This window comes from Microcoleus sp. LAD1_D5 (genome assembly GCF_036702115.1).
Lineage (GTDB): Bacteria > Cyanobacteriota > Cyanobacteriia > Cyanobacteriales > Microcoleaceae > Microcoleus.
Genome location: NZ_JAUBSA010000013.1, coordinates 69,795 through 84,673 on the forward strand (window position 1 = coordinate 69,795; position 14,879 = coordinate 84,673).

General features: G+C 47.8%; 14 protein-coding genes. 5 read left to right on the forward strand and 9 right to left on the reverse strand.

Going from position 1 to position 14,879, the window contains the following annotated elements:
• Positions 1-8 precede the first annotated feature (8 nt).
• The gene (locus tag QUA70_RS08765; RefSeq protein ID WP_333346230.1) at positions 9-314 is read left to right on the forward strand and encodes a small RNA NsiR4-regulated ssr1528 family protein; all 306 of its coding nucleotides are present in this window, start codon (positions 9-11) and stop codon (positions 312-314) included.
• 110 nt (positions 315-424) lie between these two features.
• Here the strand turns inward: QUA70_RS08765 and QUA70_RS08770 are convergent, their stop codons facing one another.
• The 6 genes from QUA70_RS08770 to deoC form a co-directional block, all read right to left on the reverse strand.
• Positions 425-1,336: an NAD(P)H-dependent glycerol-3-phosphate dehydrogenase gene (locus tag QUA70_RS08770; RefSeq protein ID WP_333346227.1), complete on the reverse strand. Its 912-nt coding sequence runs from the start codon at positions 1,334-1,336 to the stop codon at positions 425-427.
• 214 nt (positions 1,337-1,550) lie between these two features.
• Complete coding sequence (locus QUA70_RS08775) at positions 1,551-1,979, reverse strand: NUDIX hydrolase (protein WP_333346225.1); 429 nt, start codon at positions 1,977-1,979, stop codon at positions 1,551-1,553.
• 182 nt (positions 1,980-2,161) lie between these two features.
• The gene (locus tag QUA70_RS08780) at positions 2,162-3,388 is read right to left on the reverse strand and encodes a glycosyltransferase family 4 protein (protein WP_333346222.1); all 1,227 of its coding nucleotides are present in this window, start codon (positions 3,386-3,388) and stop codon (positions 2,162-2,164) included.
• 26 nt (positions 3,389-3,414) lie between these two features.
• Positions 3,415-4,986 (reverse strand): MFS transporter, encoded by a 1,572-nt coding sequence (locus QUA70_RS08785; RefSeq protein ID WP_333346219.1) that lies wholly within the window; start codon positions 4,984-4,986, stop codon positions 3,415-3,417.
• Positions 4,987-5,217: 231 nt separating this feature from the next.
• On the reverse strand, positions 5,218-6,093 hold the full coding sequence (recO, locus tag QUA70_RS08790; protein ID WP_333326793.1) for a DNA repair protein RecO: 876 nt from the start codon (positions 6,091-6,093) through the stop codon (positions 5,218-5,220).
• A 252-nt stretch (positions 6,094-6,345) separates the two neighbouring features.
• On the reverse strand, positions 6,346-7,026 hold the full coding sequence (gene deoC, locus QUA70_RS08795) for a deoxyribose-phosphate aldolase (RefSeq protein WP_333326795.1): 681 nt from the start codon (positions 7,024-7,026) through the stop codon (positions 6,346-6,348).
• Between the two features lie 389 nt (positions 7,027-7,415).
• Between deoC and QUA70_RS08800 the strand changes: the two genes are divergently transcribed.
• Both QUA70_RS08800 and QUA70_RS08805 read left to right on the forward strand, forming a co-directional pair.
• A complete protein-coding gene (locus QUA70_RS08800) occupies positions 7,416-7,778 on the forward strand; it encodes a hypothetical protein (RefSeq protein ID WP_333326797.1) in 363 nt (120 codons plus the stop codon).
• A 354-nt stretch (positions 7,779-8,132) separates the two neighbouring features.
• On the forward strand, positions 8,133-9,155 hold the full coding sequence (locus QUA70_RS08805; protein WP_333326799.1) for a tetratricopeptide repeat protein: 1,023 nt from the start codon (positions 8,133-8,135) through the stop codon (positions 9,153-9,155).
• Between the two features lie 89 nt (positions 9,156-9,244).
• On the opposite strand, the gene QUA70_RS08810 is transcribed toward QUA70_RS08805, so the two are convergent.
• The 3 genes from QUA70_RS08810 to QUA70_RS08820 all read right to left on the reverse strand — a co-directional run bounded on the left by QUA70_RS08810 (position 9,245) and on the right by QUA70_RS08820 (position 12,136).
• Positions 9,245-9,991, reverse strand: coding sequence for a hypothetical protein (locus tag QUA70_RS08810; RefSeq protein WP_333346215.1), 747 nt, complete (start codon positions 9,989-9,991; stop codon positions 9,245-9,247).
• Positions 9,992-10,565: 574 nt separating this feature from the next.
• Positions 10,566-11,288, reverse strand: coding sequence for a pyridoxine 5'-phosphate synthase (locus QUA70_RS08815; protein WP_333346212.1), 723 nt, complete (start codon positions 11,286-11,288; stop codon positions 10,566-10,568).
• Positions 11,289-11,350: 62 nt separating this feature from the next.
• Positions 11,351-12,136 (reverse strand): nucleotidyltransferase domain-containing protein, encoded by a 786-nt coding sequence (locus QUA70_RS08820; RefSeq protein WP_333346209.1) that lies wholly within the window; start codon positions 12,134-12,136, stop codon positions 11,351-11,353.
• A gap of 271 nt (positions 12,137-12,407) precedes the next feature.
• On the opposite strand from QUA70_RS08820, the gene QUA70_RS08825 reads away from it, so the two are divergent.
• Entirely contained in the window at positions 12,408-13,268 is an 861-nt protein-coding gene (locus QUA70_RS08825) for a Tab2/Atab2 family RNA-binding protein (protein WP_333346205.1), read from the forward strand.
• 161 nt (positions 13,269-13,429) lie between these two features.
• Complete coding sequence (locus tag QUA70_RS08830; protein WP_333346331.1) at positions 13,430-14,725, forward strand: TldD/PmbA family protein; 1,296 nt, start codon at positions 13,430-13,432, stop codon at positions 14,723-14,725.
• Positions 14,726-14,879: the final 154 nt, after the last annotated feature.

Sequence of the window (14,879 nt, forward strand, 5' to 3'; positions counted from 1 at the left end):
TTTGCACAATGTCTGAAGAAACAAACTCAGCGGCTCAATCTACAACTGGTGCAGATGCGATCGATGTTGCGATCGCCTCTGGAATCGACTTTGACGGCACTCCGATTCCGCAAGCAAAATTAGACCTCTACGAGCAAGTGATGGGATTAGAAGCCGGGAGACAGCGCAGTGGCGTGTCAAATACCATGCGATCGCGCATTGTCCGAATCGGTGTTAAACACATCGGACAAGAGGAACTCGATAAAATGCTGGTTGCGGCCAACTTTGCACCGTTGAAAGAGAAAGAAATCGCTTTTTATTACGGCGGTAAATAGATAACTTTTATTCCGCTTTATTTCTTAGTCCGCGTAGGCGGACTTTGTTTGTTTAGTAGCGGTTTCAACCGCCGAATCATGAAGGGGATAGCGAACAATTTTTTGGGTTATTACTCCGGTTTTAAAGTGCGTTCCATCAGCGATAAAACAGCGTGTTCAGGAGTAATTTCCCCATTCAACAAGCGGTAAACTTGACGAGAAACAGGAACTTCTATCTCCCGTCGATTAGCCAAATCAATCAACACATTAGTAGTATTAACCCCCTCAGCAGTGCTCTGCAATTCGTGCAAAATTTGCTCCAAAGATTTGCCTTCAGCTAATCCGAAACCAACCCGATAATTGCGCGATAAAGGACTGTTGCAAGTAGCCAGCAAATCTCCCAAACCAGACAAACCGTAAAAAGTTTCTGCGCGAGCTCCCAAACGAACTCCCACCCGAATCATTTCCGGCAAAGCGCGAGTTAGCAAAGCAGATTTAGCATTAGTTCCTAATTGTAAACCGTCGCAAACACCAGCGGCGATCGCAAATACATTTTTCAAAGTTCCACCTAACTCAGTCCCCAGCGGGTCTTCATTCACATAAACCCGAAAAATATCGGAACTGTAAATATTTTGCACTTGTTTTGCCGCCGCTAAATCCAAACTCGCCGCTACCGTTGCCGCCGGCAAGCCCTGCTGAATTTCTTCGGAAAGATTAGGGCCCGAAAGTACGACTATTGAATTGTTCGGAAACGCATTTTGCCAAATTTGAGATGGAGTGCGGGTACTGGCGGGGTCTAAACCTTTGGTGACAGTAACTATAATTGTACTGGGACTTAACTCTAACGCCAAAAGTCGATCGACTGTTGCGCCCACCCCTTTCATCGAAACTGCGGAAACAACAACATCCGCACCCGTTATCACAGATTCTAGATTAACAGAACTGCTGCGCGACCACAAATTAACTCGATCGCCTTTTTTGCCTCCCAGATTGGCCAAGGCCGAACCCCAAGCACCTCCGCCTAATATTGTCAACCTTGCCATAGAATTTAGTTTAATGAACTCAGATGTTACACCATTCTCAAGAACGGGCTAGAAGCCCGTTCCACAAGAAGATTGAATTTTTTTGTGGAACAGGCATCTTGCCTGTTCCTGACATTAGTGCAAGAAGATTGAATTTTTTTGTGGAACAGGCATCTTGCCTGTTCCTGACATTAGTGCAAGATGTGAAATGAACAAAGAAACAAAAACTCCCCTCCTACAAACGCGGCCGCAATCCATAATGACGGTAACGCCAATAATCGCGCAAAATGCGATCGTGATCAAAACATAATTGATGGGGAATCTGCCAAGATTCAAAAATCTGTAAATTTTTAGCATCGTCGGCGGCTTGAGGTTCGCCCGTTGCAGAAGCCAAAAATACAATACTGATAGTGTGTTCGCGGGCGTCGCGATTGGGGTCGGAATAAACGTAAAATTGCTCAATTAATTCTACATTCAAGCTTGTTTCTTCTAAAGCTTCGCGTTTTGCCGCCGTTTCTACCGCTTCCCCGTAATCGACAAAACCGCCGGGAAGTGCCCAGCCGTAGGGAATATTGCGGCGTTCGATGAGTATAATCGGCCGATGCGGGCGATCGGCTAATTCGATGATAATATCAACTGTAGGAGCGGGATTTTTGTAAGTCATTTTGTTGGGCATTGGTCATGGGGCATTGGTCATTGGTCATGGGGTATTAATGATTTTATATGTAGCAAATAACAAATAACAAATAACACTCAACTATCGTAAGGTGCGTCGCTCGAAAGAATCTGCAAGTTACATTCAACATCTGGTAGCGACGCACCCTACAAAACGAGCCAGAAAATCTGTTATGCTAAACCGCGAATTAGTACGCGCTGCTTTTGCAAAACCTCTGCATACAGCTTTTCCAACTCACTAATATTCTGACTGAGAGTGTAGCGATCGATCGCCCGTTGGCGTGCTTTTTGACCAAGCAGCATTCCCAACTCAGGATGATCGCAAAACAGCGGCAGCAAGGTTTGCAACTGACTCCGTACCCGCTGAGTGTTCAAAACTATCCCCGCACCTTCCTCCAAGGCCTCGCCGTCAGCACCGGCATCGGTTGCCAAACAAGCTAAACCGCAGGCCATCGCCTCCAGCAACGACAGCGACAGTCCCTCCACCAAAGAAGGCAAAATAAATACGTCTGCACCCCGCAGAATTTCGATCCGGCGTTCATCCTCGGCAACAAATCCGAGCCACACAATGCCATCATCTTCGCCGTAAAACAGTTGCAGCGAGGCTGCTAGGGGCCCGTCGCCTACGATCGCCAATACGTTCCCAGGGCCAAAATTGCACTGTTTCCAGGCCTTTAGCAAAGCCTCGACATTTTTTTCCGGGGCAATGCGGCCTTGGTAAACAAAAATTCGATCGGCTTTTAATTCCGACTTCAACCCCGAAGGCCCGGGCGAATATTTAACAGCATCCACGCCGTTGGGAATCACTGCCACCCGTTCTTCCGGCACTCCCAACTTGACCAATATATCCCGCTGAATCTGAGAAAAAACGATCGTCGAGTCGTAGTTAGCCAAAAACGGAGCGTACAGTTGATACATCAGGTGTTGGGTTCCTGATGTCAAATTCCGCAATTTGCGATCGAACGGCGGGTGAAAAGTCGCCACCAGAGGCAAATTCAATTCTTGACAAATTTCCGGCAGCAGAAAGTCCAGAGGCGAAAGCGTCAGGGAAGCGTGAACCACATCGGGTTTCAGCCGCCGCAGAGATTTCATCAGCACTGTGCGGGACTTGAGAGTCGGAATCGTATAAATTTGCGATTTGTAGTGACAGGGTAAAGAGACTTCGTTGCAACTCGCGGGCGAGAGCGAATTGGTATATGAGGTTTGAGCAATTCCCTTTCCCCATGAACCAGTTGCCATACTCCACGCCGTATTGTTCCTATCCAGTGGGGCCGCTTCTTGGGCAAAGTGCAGGAAACTGACCTGGTATCCCCGGTCTAATAGTGCGTTGGTGACTTCCCTGGAGTAAGTGACGTTACCGCAAAAAGGTGATTTTTTTCCTAGCCAAGCGATGTGCATTCGAGTAAATCAGAGTTTGTTATTTTTTAGATTCGATCGACTTTGCTATTAGTGCTACGGGAAATATACCAGGTTAAGACACCGCCAGCGATCGCTAATCCTGCTAAAGCCAAAAATACTGTCGGCAAACCCAGAAAAGTTTCTGCTACCCCGGCCAAAGCCAACGGTAAACTCAAAGCGATATTAGTGGCATTGTTTTGCAGCCCGAAGACTTTTCCCCGCATTTCTTCTGGGGTTTCTGCTTGAATTGTAGTCTGCATCGGCACTCCTACCAATGAGGCAAATAAACCCAATAGGGTAATGAACAGCACCGAGAGCCACAAATGGTGGGTAAATGCAGAAAGGCCCATCAAAGCAAGTGCCATGCCGATCGATCCGATTAAACTCAGTTGGGAGTGAGAAAATTTGTGGCCGAGATAGCCGACTGTCGCCGCCCCACCAGCCATTCCGACGCCCACCGCAGCCAGCAAAAAGCCAAATTGCGACGCTTTCATACCGGGGAGGATTTCTGCCAGCCGCACCGCTAGAACTGCCAAGGCTGCAAAAATGGAAAAGAGAATAATTAGTTGAATTAAAGCATTACGGACTTTCGGTTGATCGTTGATGTAACGCAGGCCGTCTTGCAAATCTGCGAGGGGGTGTGGCGGTTCGTGTTCGGCATCGTTTTTTTCGCCTGTTTTCATCGACAGCAACAGCACTCCGGCGAAGGCGTAACTTCCGCCTACTACTAATTCTTTGCCGATGCCGAGTCCGCCGCCGATGTTGGAAAATAGGGTGTCGGCTAAAGCTAGTAAGGGTTCTCCGACTGCAAAGCCAATAATCACCGAACCCATCATGGTTGTGGTGTAGAGGGAGTTTGCTGATAGCAGGTGGCGGCGTTCCACAATTAGGGGAATCACTGACTGTTCTGCTGGGGCGAAAAATTGAGTTAGAGTCGAAACGAGGAATGTCACTAGCAGCAGCAAGCAGAATCCGAGCGGCAGTTGACCGAGTTCCCACCCGTCAGAGAGCCACAGCAGCACGGGCAAGGTTAAAACAAAGGCTCCCCGCAGCAGGTTTGTGGCGACGAGCACTGCTTTTTTCGACCAGCGATCAACATACACGCCTGCGGCGGCCCCGAACAGCACTGCGGGAATGGTAAAGGCGATCATGATTGCTGATACCCACCTGCTGATGGTTTGATCTGGCGCTTGAAAGCGGCTGGCTACGAGGGCGATCGTCAGTACGAGATAAACTTTATCTGCTAGTTGGGAGAAAACTTGCCCACTCCACAATGCTAGAAAATTTCGGTTTTTGAGCACTGGCAGAAATCCTGTTTCTTTTTCGGGAATTTCGGCCACTGCTTCGGAGAGTTCTGGTGCTGGCTCTGCTGTGGGCACCGGGGGGATTGCTTCGGATTGTTGGCTTTTGCCGTTGCTTGACTCTGTTTCTGGATTTGTGGGGTATTTATCCATTTCTGGGTATTGGACGTTGCTCCATTGTCGATCGGCCAAGATGGGCTCGGAGCGAAAATCGGGAAAATTTTCTCGTTCTTCCATCTTGTGGTGGGTCACAGCTAAAACAGATATTCTCAAATCAGAATCGGACAGTCGCATCATAGGATTTGGGGTGGATGGCCTGGGATCGTCGAAGTTGGGGGAATGGGAATTTGAAATTGAGGTGTTAACCCCTAAGTTTATTAATAATCTCGTAACTTTATCTATATCTATTATCTGATGTCGCAACAACCTTGAGAATTTACTTGAAATTGCCGGCAGGTTCGGGTATCCCCCCGGCTGGGGGTGCGATGTACGATCGCCCCTTCACCTATTTAAATCCACACTCAAAATTTAAAACTCAAAATTCTCTAAGTAGGTGTCGATCGAGCTTCCCGACCGAATCGTGCAACCTAAATGATACTGGGCATATTGTCGCAAAATATTTTCTACTGATACCCAAGTTGTTCGATCGGCAATCCCCTCTCCTAGTTCTGGACTAGCCAACTGTTGCAGCGCTGCTAATTCCTTAGCATTAATCTCGAAATTTGTCAAGTGTTTGCTGCTATTCGTTTGGCGGGAACGGGAGGCGGATTTGTACAAGCTACCGGTTTCTGAAGAGAGTTCTGCCTCTAGCTTAGCTAGCTCGGGCAAGCTGAAGCTTCCCCCAGAGGGTATACTAAACCCGGTTTGCCAGTTCGGATCGGTGAAATTTGGGATGAGTGGCCCTCTGGTGGCGCAGCAAACTTGGACTTGGGGCGCGAGGCCTGCTAAGGCTAGCAGGTGAAAAATGCCGTGGCTGAGGTGGGCGACAAGCACGGCGGCGGATTGGATTTCTGTGCGATCGGACAAACGCTCCAAACGGCTCAAATGTTCGCCCAGCAACCAAAAGAGTTCTTCTTGGGGCTCATCGGAAAGGGCACTGGCGATCGCCAATTCGGCCAGATATTGCGCGGCTGCGAGTTTCCCTAGGTTACGGCTCAAACCCGGATGGGATTGTACCGTGTCGGCTTGGGTAATTTTGTCGAGCGATCGACCTTTGGCAATTAGCAATTCGTTGACAACAAATAATTCGCTTCTACCGCCAATAGTCGATCGCTGTTTCCGAACACCCGGTGCTACGGCTCGAATTAAGCCAAATTCCCGCGTTAAAACTGTCAGCAGTCGATCGGATTCGCCGATGGGCGCACTCTTTAGATTGATTCCAGTTGCTTTGTAAGTTCGAGTCACTCGATTTTAGATTTTAGATTTACTACATTACTTCGGACAGTTTCATTTTCCTCGTTGGTCGATCGACCTGGAACAGTCATTCTACTGTTGGCAATCAAAAACTGTCCAAAGTATTGTTACTAGACAGTAGCAAAAACAGTCCAGCAGGCAGAACTTTTAGTTGTAGGGTGCGTAAAGGCGCACCAATTCCCAATTAGCCATTACCAATTAGCCATTGCTAATAACTAATAACTAATGACTAATGACTAATGACTAATGACTTTTATCTAAATTATCTCGCTGGCGGAGTAATTCAGGGCCGCGGGAAGTCCCCAAACGAGTAGCACCAGCTACTACCAAATCTAGAGCTTGTTCATGAGTACGAATTCCTCCGGCCGCTTTAATCCCAATCCGTCCCTTCGTAACTTCCTTCAGCAGTCGCACATCGTCAACTTTCGCCGGGCCAAAAAAGCCAGTGTTGGTTTTGATGTAAGCCACACCAGCTTCCATGCAAATCTCAGCCGCTAATTGTTTTTCGGCATCGGAAAGGAGAGAACTTTCGATAATTGCTTTGATGGTGAGATTAGTTTCTTCGCAAATTTGGGCTAATTCCCGGTGGAATTCGTCGATTCTTCCAGCTTTCAACAATCCTAAGTTAACGGAGACATCTAACTCTACGGCTCCATTATCTGCAGCTTCTAGAGCTTCGTAAACTTTCACCGTTGAAGTCGAAGCACCGGTGGGAAAACCTATAACTGTACAGACTTTGGGACGTTTGCCGTGCAGCAGCTCAACTGCTTGTCTGACGTAGGCGGGATACACGCAAACTGTGACAAAGCCAAATCTCTCTGCTTGTTGGCAACAGTTTTCTACTTGCTCTGGCGTAGCGGTGGGGTCGATCAGGCCGTAGTCGATCAAGGGGGCAATATCGATGTCTGCCTGGTTTGCAGCCATTGTTTTTTTATCTCTGAGGTAACTACTTCCTTATTATGTAGCGCATTTACCAATCTTCGACCGAAAGCAGCCCGGGTACAACCCCTCTGAATTCATCCGTGAGATCGCTTTCTCCAATTCTCCAATCGATTGACTTTACTCCGACCCCGACTGAGTACAAATACTCGATGTGCTGGTAAAAACTCTGGTGGGAATTGGTTGACCAATAAATTACAAAAAAATAATAATTTTGTATCTGTCTTTAGATACATTTTGGCTCTTTCTTTAGGTATACTTTGTTAAAAAGAGTTGCGGTAGAGCCTGCGTCAGCTACGCTATGGCAGAGCCTGGTAGCGTCTACTGTTTTTACTCTTAGTAGTGCTTTAAAAACATAAAAGCCAGTGCCAAGCATGAATCATTTAGAACTCGAACAAGAAATTGGGAAAATGGCTATAGCGATGATGAGTCGCAATAGTTTAATTGGTAAAGATTTGATTGCGGATCTCAGAGGGCGGCTGTCTGTTGACAGTTTAGCTGCTTTGATGATTGTCAGTATGGAGCGTTTGATTTGGTCTGACTGCGAGTCCGTGATCTGGAGTTTGAGTTATTTGATTCCTGCTGACGTGATGGAAGAAATTCGCCGCATTACTGCGCTGGTTGTTTGCAAGCGATTGATGGGCAAGGGTTTTGTGCTGGGGAAAGATTTTAGTATTGATGGAACCGGCCAGTTGATGTTGAGTGAGAATGCTAAAACAGCGGTTGTGGTTGCTTGAATTGGGCAAGTAGAAGTTGGATCTATTAGCACTATGAGATTTGCAGTTGGACTTTGGGCGCTCTAGCACTCTTGGTGTGACTGCAAACCTAATTCGGGATGCGGTGGTAAGAGTTGCGTGATTCACGGAGAGTTAAGATTCGCAGCAGCTCTAAAAAACGATGAGTGCGGTTAGCTAAAAGAGCTTTTTACGAGAGGAAAATAGTTAGTTTCGACCGCAAATTGTTGAGATTGTTATTGGGAGTGTGTACGGGCGATCGCCCTGTATCAAATTTTTCAGATTTTTAGTGGAATTACAGTTTTAATCCAGGTATGGTTTCATGTAGAATCATCCCTAAGATAGATACAAAATATTATGAACTTAATTCAAAACTTGGAAGCGGCTTGGTATTACCATCTGGGTTCGCGCCACCTCGAAGCTAACGATGATCATGGTGCTCTGGCGAACTTTAACAGAGCTGTGAAGTTGCAATCAGATCATTATAAGGCTTGGTTCGGCCGAGGTATGGCTCTGGGGAAATTAGAACGGCACTTAGAGGCGCTGAAGAGTTTTGATGAGGCCTTGGCGGTGGAGCCGAATGCGAGCTTTGGCTGGCACAACCGGGCTATTGCTTTAGGAAAGTTGGGTCAGTGGTTGGAGGCTCTCAACAGTTTTGACCGGGCTCTGGAGTTCAGTCCGTGCGCGGCGAGTATTTGGCACAACCGGGGACTGACGCTGATCGATATGGGGCTGTACGAGAAGGCGGTTCGGAGTTTTGATCGATCTTTAAATTTGCACCCGGAGGCTGCTTGGGCGTGGTACAACCGAGGTAATGCCTTGTTGGAACTCAAGCTTTACTATCAGGCGCTCAACAGTTTTGAGCGGGCGATCGAGTTTAATCCTGACGACGCCAAGGCTTGGTACAATCGCGGTCTAGCTGCCAACTCTATGGGACTTTACAAACAAGCAGTGGCTAGTTTTAGCCGATCGATCGCTCTACAACCGGGCAGAGCCGAAGCTGTGGGCGAACGGAGAGTAGCTTTGGAGAAATTAGTAGGTTTAAATCAGAGAAATGGCAAGTTTACTCCCACATCTGAGCGTCCCTTTGAAGATTATTTAATTTGGTACAACCGGGGTGTGGAATTGGCGCGAAAAGGCTGCTACTCTGAGGCGATTGCTTGCTACGAAACAGTTTTAGAAATAAATCCTGATTTTGCTAATGCTTTTTACAATAAAGCTTGCTGTTATGCTCTACTGGGGTTTGCTGATTTGGCCCTTGACAATTTGCAGCGGGCTGTTGAGTTTATCCCTAATTTATACCGAGAGCTAGCTTTAGCTGACTCTGATTTAAGCTGCATTTGGAAACAAGAACGTTTTGAAGCGCTGATCCAAGGTTGATTTTACGCAAAAAACAGCTCGCCCAATTGGGGAGCTGTTTTTTTGGCGGGTGCAAATTCGATCGCCCGACAGTATTTGTGCAATCTTTGCTATTGCACAGAAACTCGGATTGAGGGCTTGACCGGCCTCTTGGCAACTACGATTACCCGGTAGGTGCCGGACTCGGGGAGTTGAGCAAAAGTTTGACCTTCGCCTTGATCCAGAAGTTGTCCCGACGGAGATTCGATCGCCAGATCTAGATTTTTGTTGCTAGCTGTCACCCTCATTGTCTGTCCCTGCTTGCCTTGAAGCGTGATGGGCTGGATTTGGTAGCCGGACATTTTGAGTTTGACTGTGGCTTGTTTTTCCTTGAATGCTATGGGAATTGCGCGATCGGGCCTATAAGTCCACTTAGCGTTAAAGTCGCGTCCGATCACGAAGCTGGTGGTTTCACCTTTCGGGGTAACTCGCACGCGGTAGATGCCTGACTCTGGCAACTGGCCAATCCACTGATTGTCTGCTTTTTCAATAACCCCCATATTTTCACCATTGGGACTGTACAGTTCGGCTGTCAGTTGTCCCGCCCACAGGGAGAGAGTGAGTTCTCGCCCTTTGATGCCTTCAAAAATATAGGTGGTGGGTTGGTTGATGGTTTCTCGGATTTCCGAGGTTGACATTCGCTTGATCGGTTCGAGGTTGGGAACCGATTCAGAGGTAACGGGTTTGTTAAGGGTTTGTGTAATTTCCGAGGCAGCCATCAGCTCGCTCGGTGCAATTTTGGGGGCTACTGGGCTGGCAAATACTGATTTTGCCGTCATCATGAGTAGCATTCCAGTCAGTAAAATTAGTTTTTTCATGTCGCACTTCCGAGGGGGGTAAGGAATTGTATATGGTTACTTGTGTTTGCCTGTTTTCACCGGATTAAATCGGGCGATCGCACAGAGGCTACAGCAGAATAGAGGATACACGTAAATATCCCGTACTTGCACAAAACCTGATGGTAGCAGATTGGCAGTGCGGGAGCTAAGTAGTAGGCTCTGTTTTTCGGGACATTTCAATGATACTACCTACGCATAATATCATCAGAGAATATTAGTAATTGGGTCGAGGAAAATTAAAGCTGTTTCCCAGGATCTTGTTAAAAAAATGCCCACACCCAAAAAACGCGGTGTTTTGGATTCTGGCTCTGCCTTACTACTAGAAAACTGCTAGCACCCCACGGGGTTACAGCCCCTCGTATTGCTTCGTTTTTGGCGATCGCCTAATTATGTAGGGCGCTGCAAACCGCACCTTACCATATTTGTAGCACGTCCAACCCTGGTTTTCCTAAGTTTTGATCCTGTATTTTTATCGGGCAGATTTAGTCAGACTCTCTGATACAAACGAGTTTATCACTGCCAAATCTGCCTTACCAGACGAGGTTAATTTGTATTACGAACCTGCCAGAACTTTTAGGTAAGCTTCTACTGTTTTGGACAACCCCATTTCTAGCGCTTCCGCAATTAAAGCATGACCAATCGACACTTCTAGTATATCAGGAATCGAGCAAAATTTTGCTAAGTTTTGCAAATTTAAATCATGGCCGGCATTCACCCCTAAACCTGCTGATTGAGCGGCTTGAGCTGCTAAAACATATTGTTGAAAAACAAATTCTACTCTACCTTCGCGAAAAGCAGTTGCGTAGGGTTCCGTGTACAATTCTACTCTGTCTGCTCCAACTTCTTTTGCTAGCGGCATGAGAGCAGCATCTGCGTCCATAAACAAGCTGACTCTAATGCCGTTGTCTTTTAATTTTTCAATGATTGGTAAGAGCCGATCGCGATTTTCGGGAATATTCCAACCGCTATCCGATGTTAGCACGTCGGGAGCGTCCGGCACCAAGGTGCACTGAGCCGGTTTTACGTCGCAAACTATATCCATAAAGGGCGGCTGAAACGGATTTCCTTCGATGTTAAACTCGACGGTTAGCATTTTGGCTAATTCGTAAACATCGGCAGCTTTGATGTGCCTTTCGTCGGGGCGGGGATGGACGGTAACGCCGTGAGCTCCGGCGGCAATTACTGTTTTTGCGGCTTCGGTAACGCTGGGGATGCCGATGTTTCGAGAGTTTCTGAGGAGGGCGATTCTGTTGATGTTGACGCTGAGTTTTGTCACGGGATGTTACTCTTTAAGGTTGATGCTACTATATTAATCGCTTTCGGTACGAAACCTTGAGCCTATTGCGGTAGTGTTAGGGCATTCTCCGAGTAAAAATTAGCTTCTGCAAGCGGTAAGCTCTCGGCAAACAAAGCCTCCGCTATTGGCTGTTTTACTGCCAAATCTTCAAGATTTGCGATGCAGAAAAGCGGTGCGACGCGCTCGACTATTGCAGGGGGAAAATCTCGGCTGAAATATTTTAGTTGAAAGTCGTATCTGTGGGGACGGTAAATCATGCCCAGCAGTTCGATTAAGGGTAGAAGCGTCCAATTGTGATAGTTGCCGATCGCATCTACTAAATGTCCGCGATAAATCTCTTTTTTTACCAGAGGTTGCAGCAAATCGAAACGGATTTTAATTTCGTTGAATCTCGACTGCATTGTAGATAAATGTTTGCTTCGATCCAAAGGAGGCGGTACAATTAGATTAACTTTGTCAAAGGCGATTGGGACTTGTCCGTGTCTCTGTATTTCCAGAAAATCGTTGCGGCTGCTGCGCCGAAAAACGGCAAAATCAATTAGCAAAAACGGCGGGGTTTCTTTGAGCCGCCAGAAGCACTGCGATTGACCGTGCCAAGCGGGTTCTGGAACTCGATATTTGAGTTCTATTTCGCCAATTTCTGCGAGGGCTTTTTCAACAATCTCAAATGTTTCTTCCACGCAGTTATCTTCAACCACAACCGCAATATCGAGGTCTGACCACTCGTCGGTGTACCCGTGGGCTGCTGAACCTCCTTGCCACAAAGCGAGAACAAAATCTAAAGGTTGTAAGGTAGAAACAATCTTTTCGAGAAGGATTTGTCTCATGGAGTCAAGCTATACTGTTTGTTTTCTCTGGCTTGCACAAGTTTAACAAACGATCGCGTGTTGAGATTGCTCCGCCACAGTTCTGCGAGGAGTTGCTAATGCTTCCGGTTGTGTACTGCTGCCAAAAATTACAGGGGAAGCTGCAAGGGAAAGTGGCAATATGAGGGAAAGTGCGATCGCCCGCGATTGAAAATCAGCCTTATATTGTCAGAATCAGAAACTTGCCCGCTGTCCGGTAACATGAGAAAGGATTAATTTTTAACAGCGCGGCATGGCTACTACTTGGGAACTCGACTTTTACAGCCGTCCAATCCTAGACGAGCGAGAGAAAAAAAAATGGGAAGTGTTGATCTGTGAAAGCCCGCTGAAGGTAGGCGACAAAGCCGAATCTCTGTTTCGCTACTCGCAATTCTGCTCCAGTTCTACCGTGAATTCCCTGTGGCTAGCGGGTGCAATTAAAGAGGCGATCGCCGCAGCACCGAAACGGCCCGAAAAAATTCGCTTTTTCCGCCGCCAAATGGCGAACATGATTACCAAAGCCTGCGAGGAGTTGGACATTCCCGCCGCCTGCAGCCGCCGCACCCTCGCCCTCAGCCTGTGGCTGGAAGAACGGATGCAAGACGTTTATCCAGGCGAACCGGGCTATCAACCGGTTGTGAACCCGAGCGTTCAATTTGTACCCGAAACGCCTGTGGCACTGCCGGAGGCTTTAATCGGCGAAAAATGGGCTTTTGTGAGTTTGCCGATCGCAGCTTTTGACGAAATGTCCGAGTGGGATATCGGATTTGGCGAAGCTTTCGGACTGCCGATGACACGCCTCGCCCCAGAAACGCAAATTCCGGGACTGATTATCTACTCGTCGAGAGCAGCAGCCCTGGCAGGTTGGATGTCGGGCTTGGAGTTGGCTTTTCTGAAATTTGAGAGCGGCCCACCAGCTAGGCTGGTATTAGATACGGGAGCTAATGATCGCTGGATTTTAGCTAATCTCAGAGACGCAGCAACTGAGAGAGAAGCGAAAGGATTTGAAGCCGCGAAAAAACAAGCAAAACAAGTACATTTCTTAGCAATTCAGTCGAATCCCGAATCGGAATCTTTTGCGGGATTTTGGCTGCTGCACGAACTAAATATTTAGTCATTAGTCATGAGTCAGCAGTCATCAGTCAGCAGTTAATCTACAGTCATTTAGAAAGAGAGTTAACAGCTATATTGACTAATAACTAATGACTAATGACTAACGACTAACGACTAATGACTAAATATTTACCGATCGCCCATTACCAACCACCGAGAATAATGACCAATCACCAATCAGCAGAACAACTGTTAGAACTAGCCACCAAAGCAGGTGCAGAAGCTGCTGAGGTATTGGAATCGCAATCGCTCTCACGGCCGGTCTTTTTTGAAGCAAACCGCCTCAAACAGCTAGAAACCGCCCAAGCAGAAGGCATTGCACTGCGGCTGTGGCGGGATGGGCGGCCGGGTTTGGCGGTGGCCTACGGGCCTGTGGAACTACAAATTTTGGTGGACAGGGCGATCGCGCTTTCGCAACTTAACGAACCGGAAACCATCGAACTTGGCACCGGTGAGAAAGTTGTTTATCCCGATCGCGGAGTGTCGGTGCCGGCCGAACAGCTAGTAAACTGGGGCAAAGAGGCGATCGCGATCGTCCGCGAAGCCTATCCCGAAAGCCTCTGCACCGCCGAACTCGACTGCGAAATCGAGAGCACCCGCTTGCTGAACACCAGAGGCTTGGATTCGAGTCACACCGACACCACCCTCAGCGGTTACTTATCAGCAGAATTAGTGCGGGGCGAAGATTTCCTCAACATTTGGGAAGGCGAAACCGAACGCGGCACCCTCGACTTAAACACCAGCGCCAAGCGGGTTTTGCAGCGTTTAGAATGGGCAAAAGATAATGTTGCTCCCGCCACGGGCCGCGTGCCGGTGCTATTTACAGCCAAAGCAGCCGATTTACTGTGGGGGACTGTGTGTGCGGCGTTGAACGGCAAACAGGTACTCGAAGGCGCTTCGCCTTGGAATGATCGATTAGGCCAACAAGTGACATCGCCCCTTGTCACGCTCTCGCAGCAGCCGGATATCGGGCCCTATAGCTGTCCCTTTGATGACGAAGGTACTCCCACTCGGGCGATCGTCTTTATCAACAATGGAGTGTTGCAGCTATTTTATACCGATCGCACCACCGGTCGAGCCTTGGGGAGCGGCACCACCGGCAACGGATTTCGCCCAGGTTTAGGCAGCTATCCCACGCCGAGTTTGTTCAATGTTTTAATTAAACCAGGAGAGCGATCTTTAATTGATTTAATCGCTCAATTAGACGACGGAATTGTAGTCGATCAAATGCTCGGCGGCAGTGCCGGAATTTCCGGCGATTTTTCAATTAATGTCGATCTCGGCTACCGAGTCAAACAAGGTCAAATAGTCGGCAGAATCAAAGACACAATGGTAGCTGGCAACGTCTACAACGTCCTCAAACAATTAGTAGAATTGGGAGGAGACTCTGAGTGGAACGGTTCTTGCCACACACCGTCTCTAATTGTAGAGGGATTGTCTGTCATCGGCAAGAATTAAAGTCAGTTGGCAGTTGGCAGTTGGCAGTTGACAGTTGGCAGTTGACAGTTGTCAGTTGTTCGTAGTCATCAGTCAACAGTAATCAGTCAACAGTCAACAGTCAACAGTCAACAGTCAACAGTCAACAGTCAACAATTCCCAATTCCCAATTCCC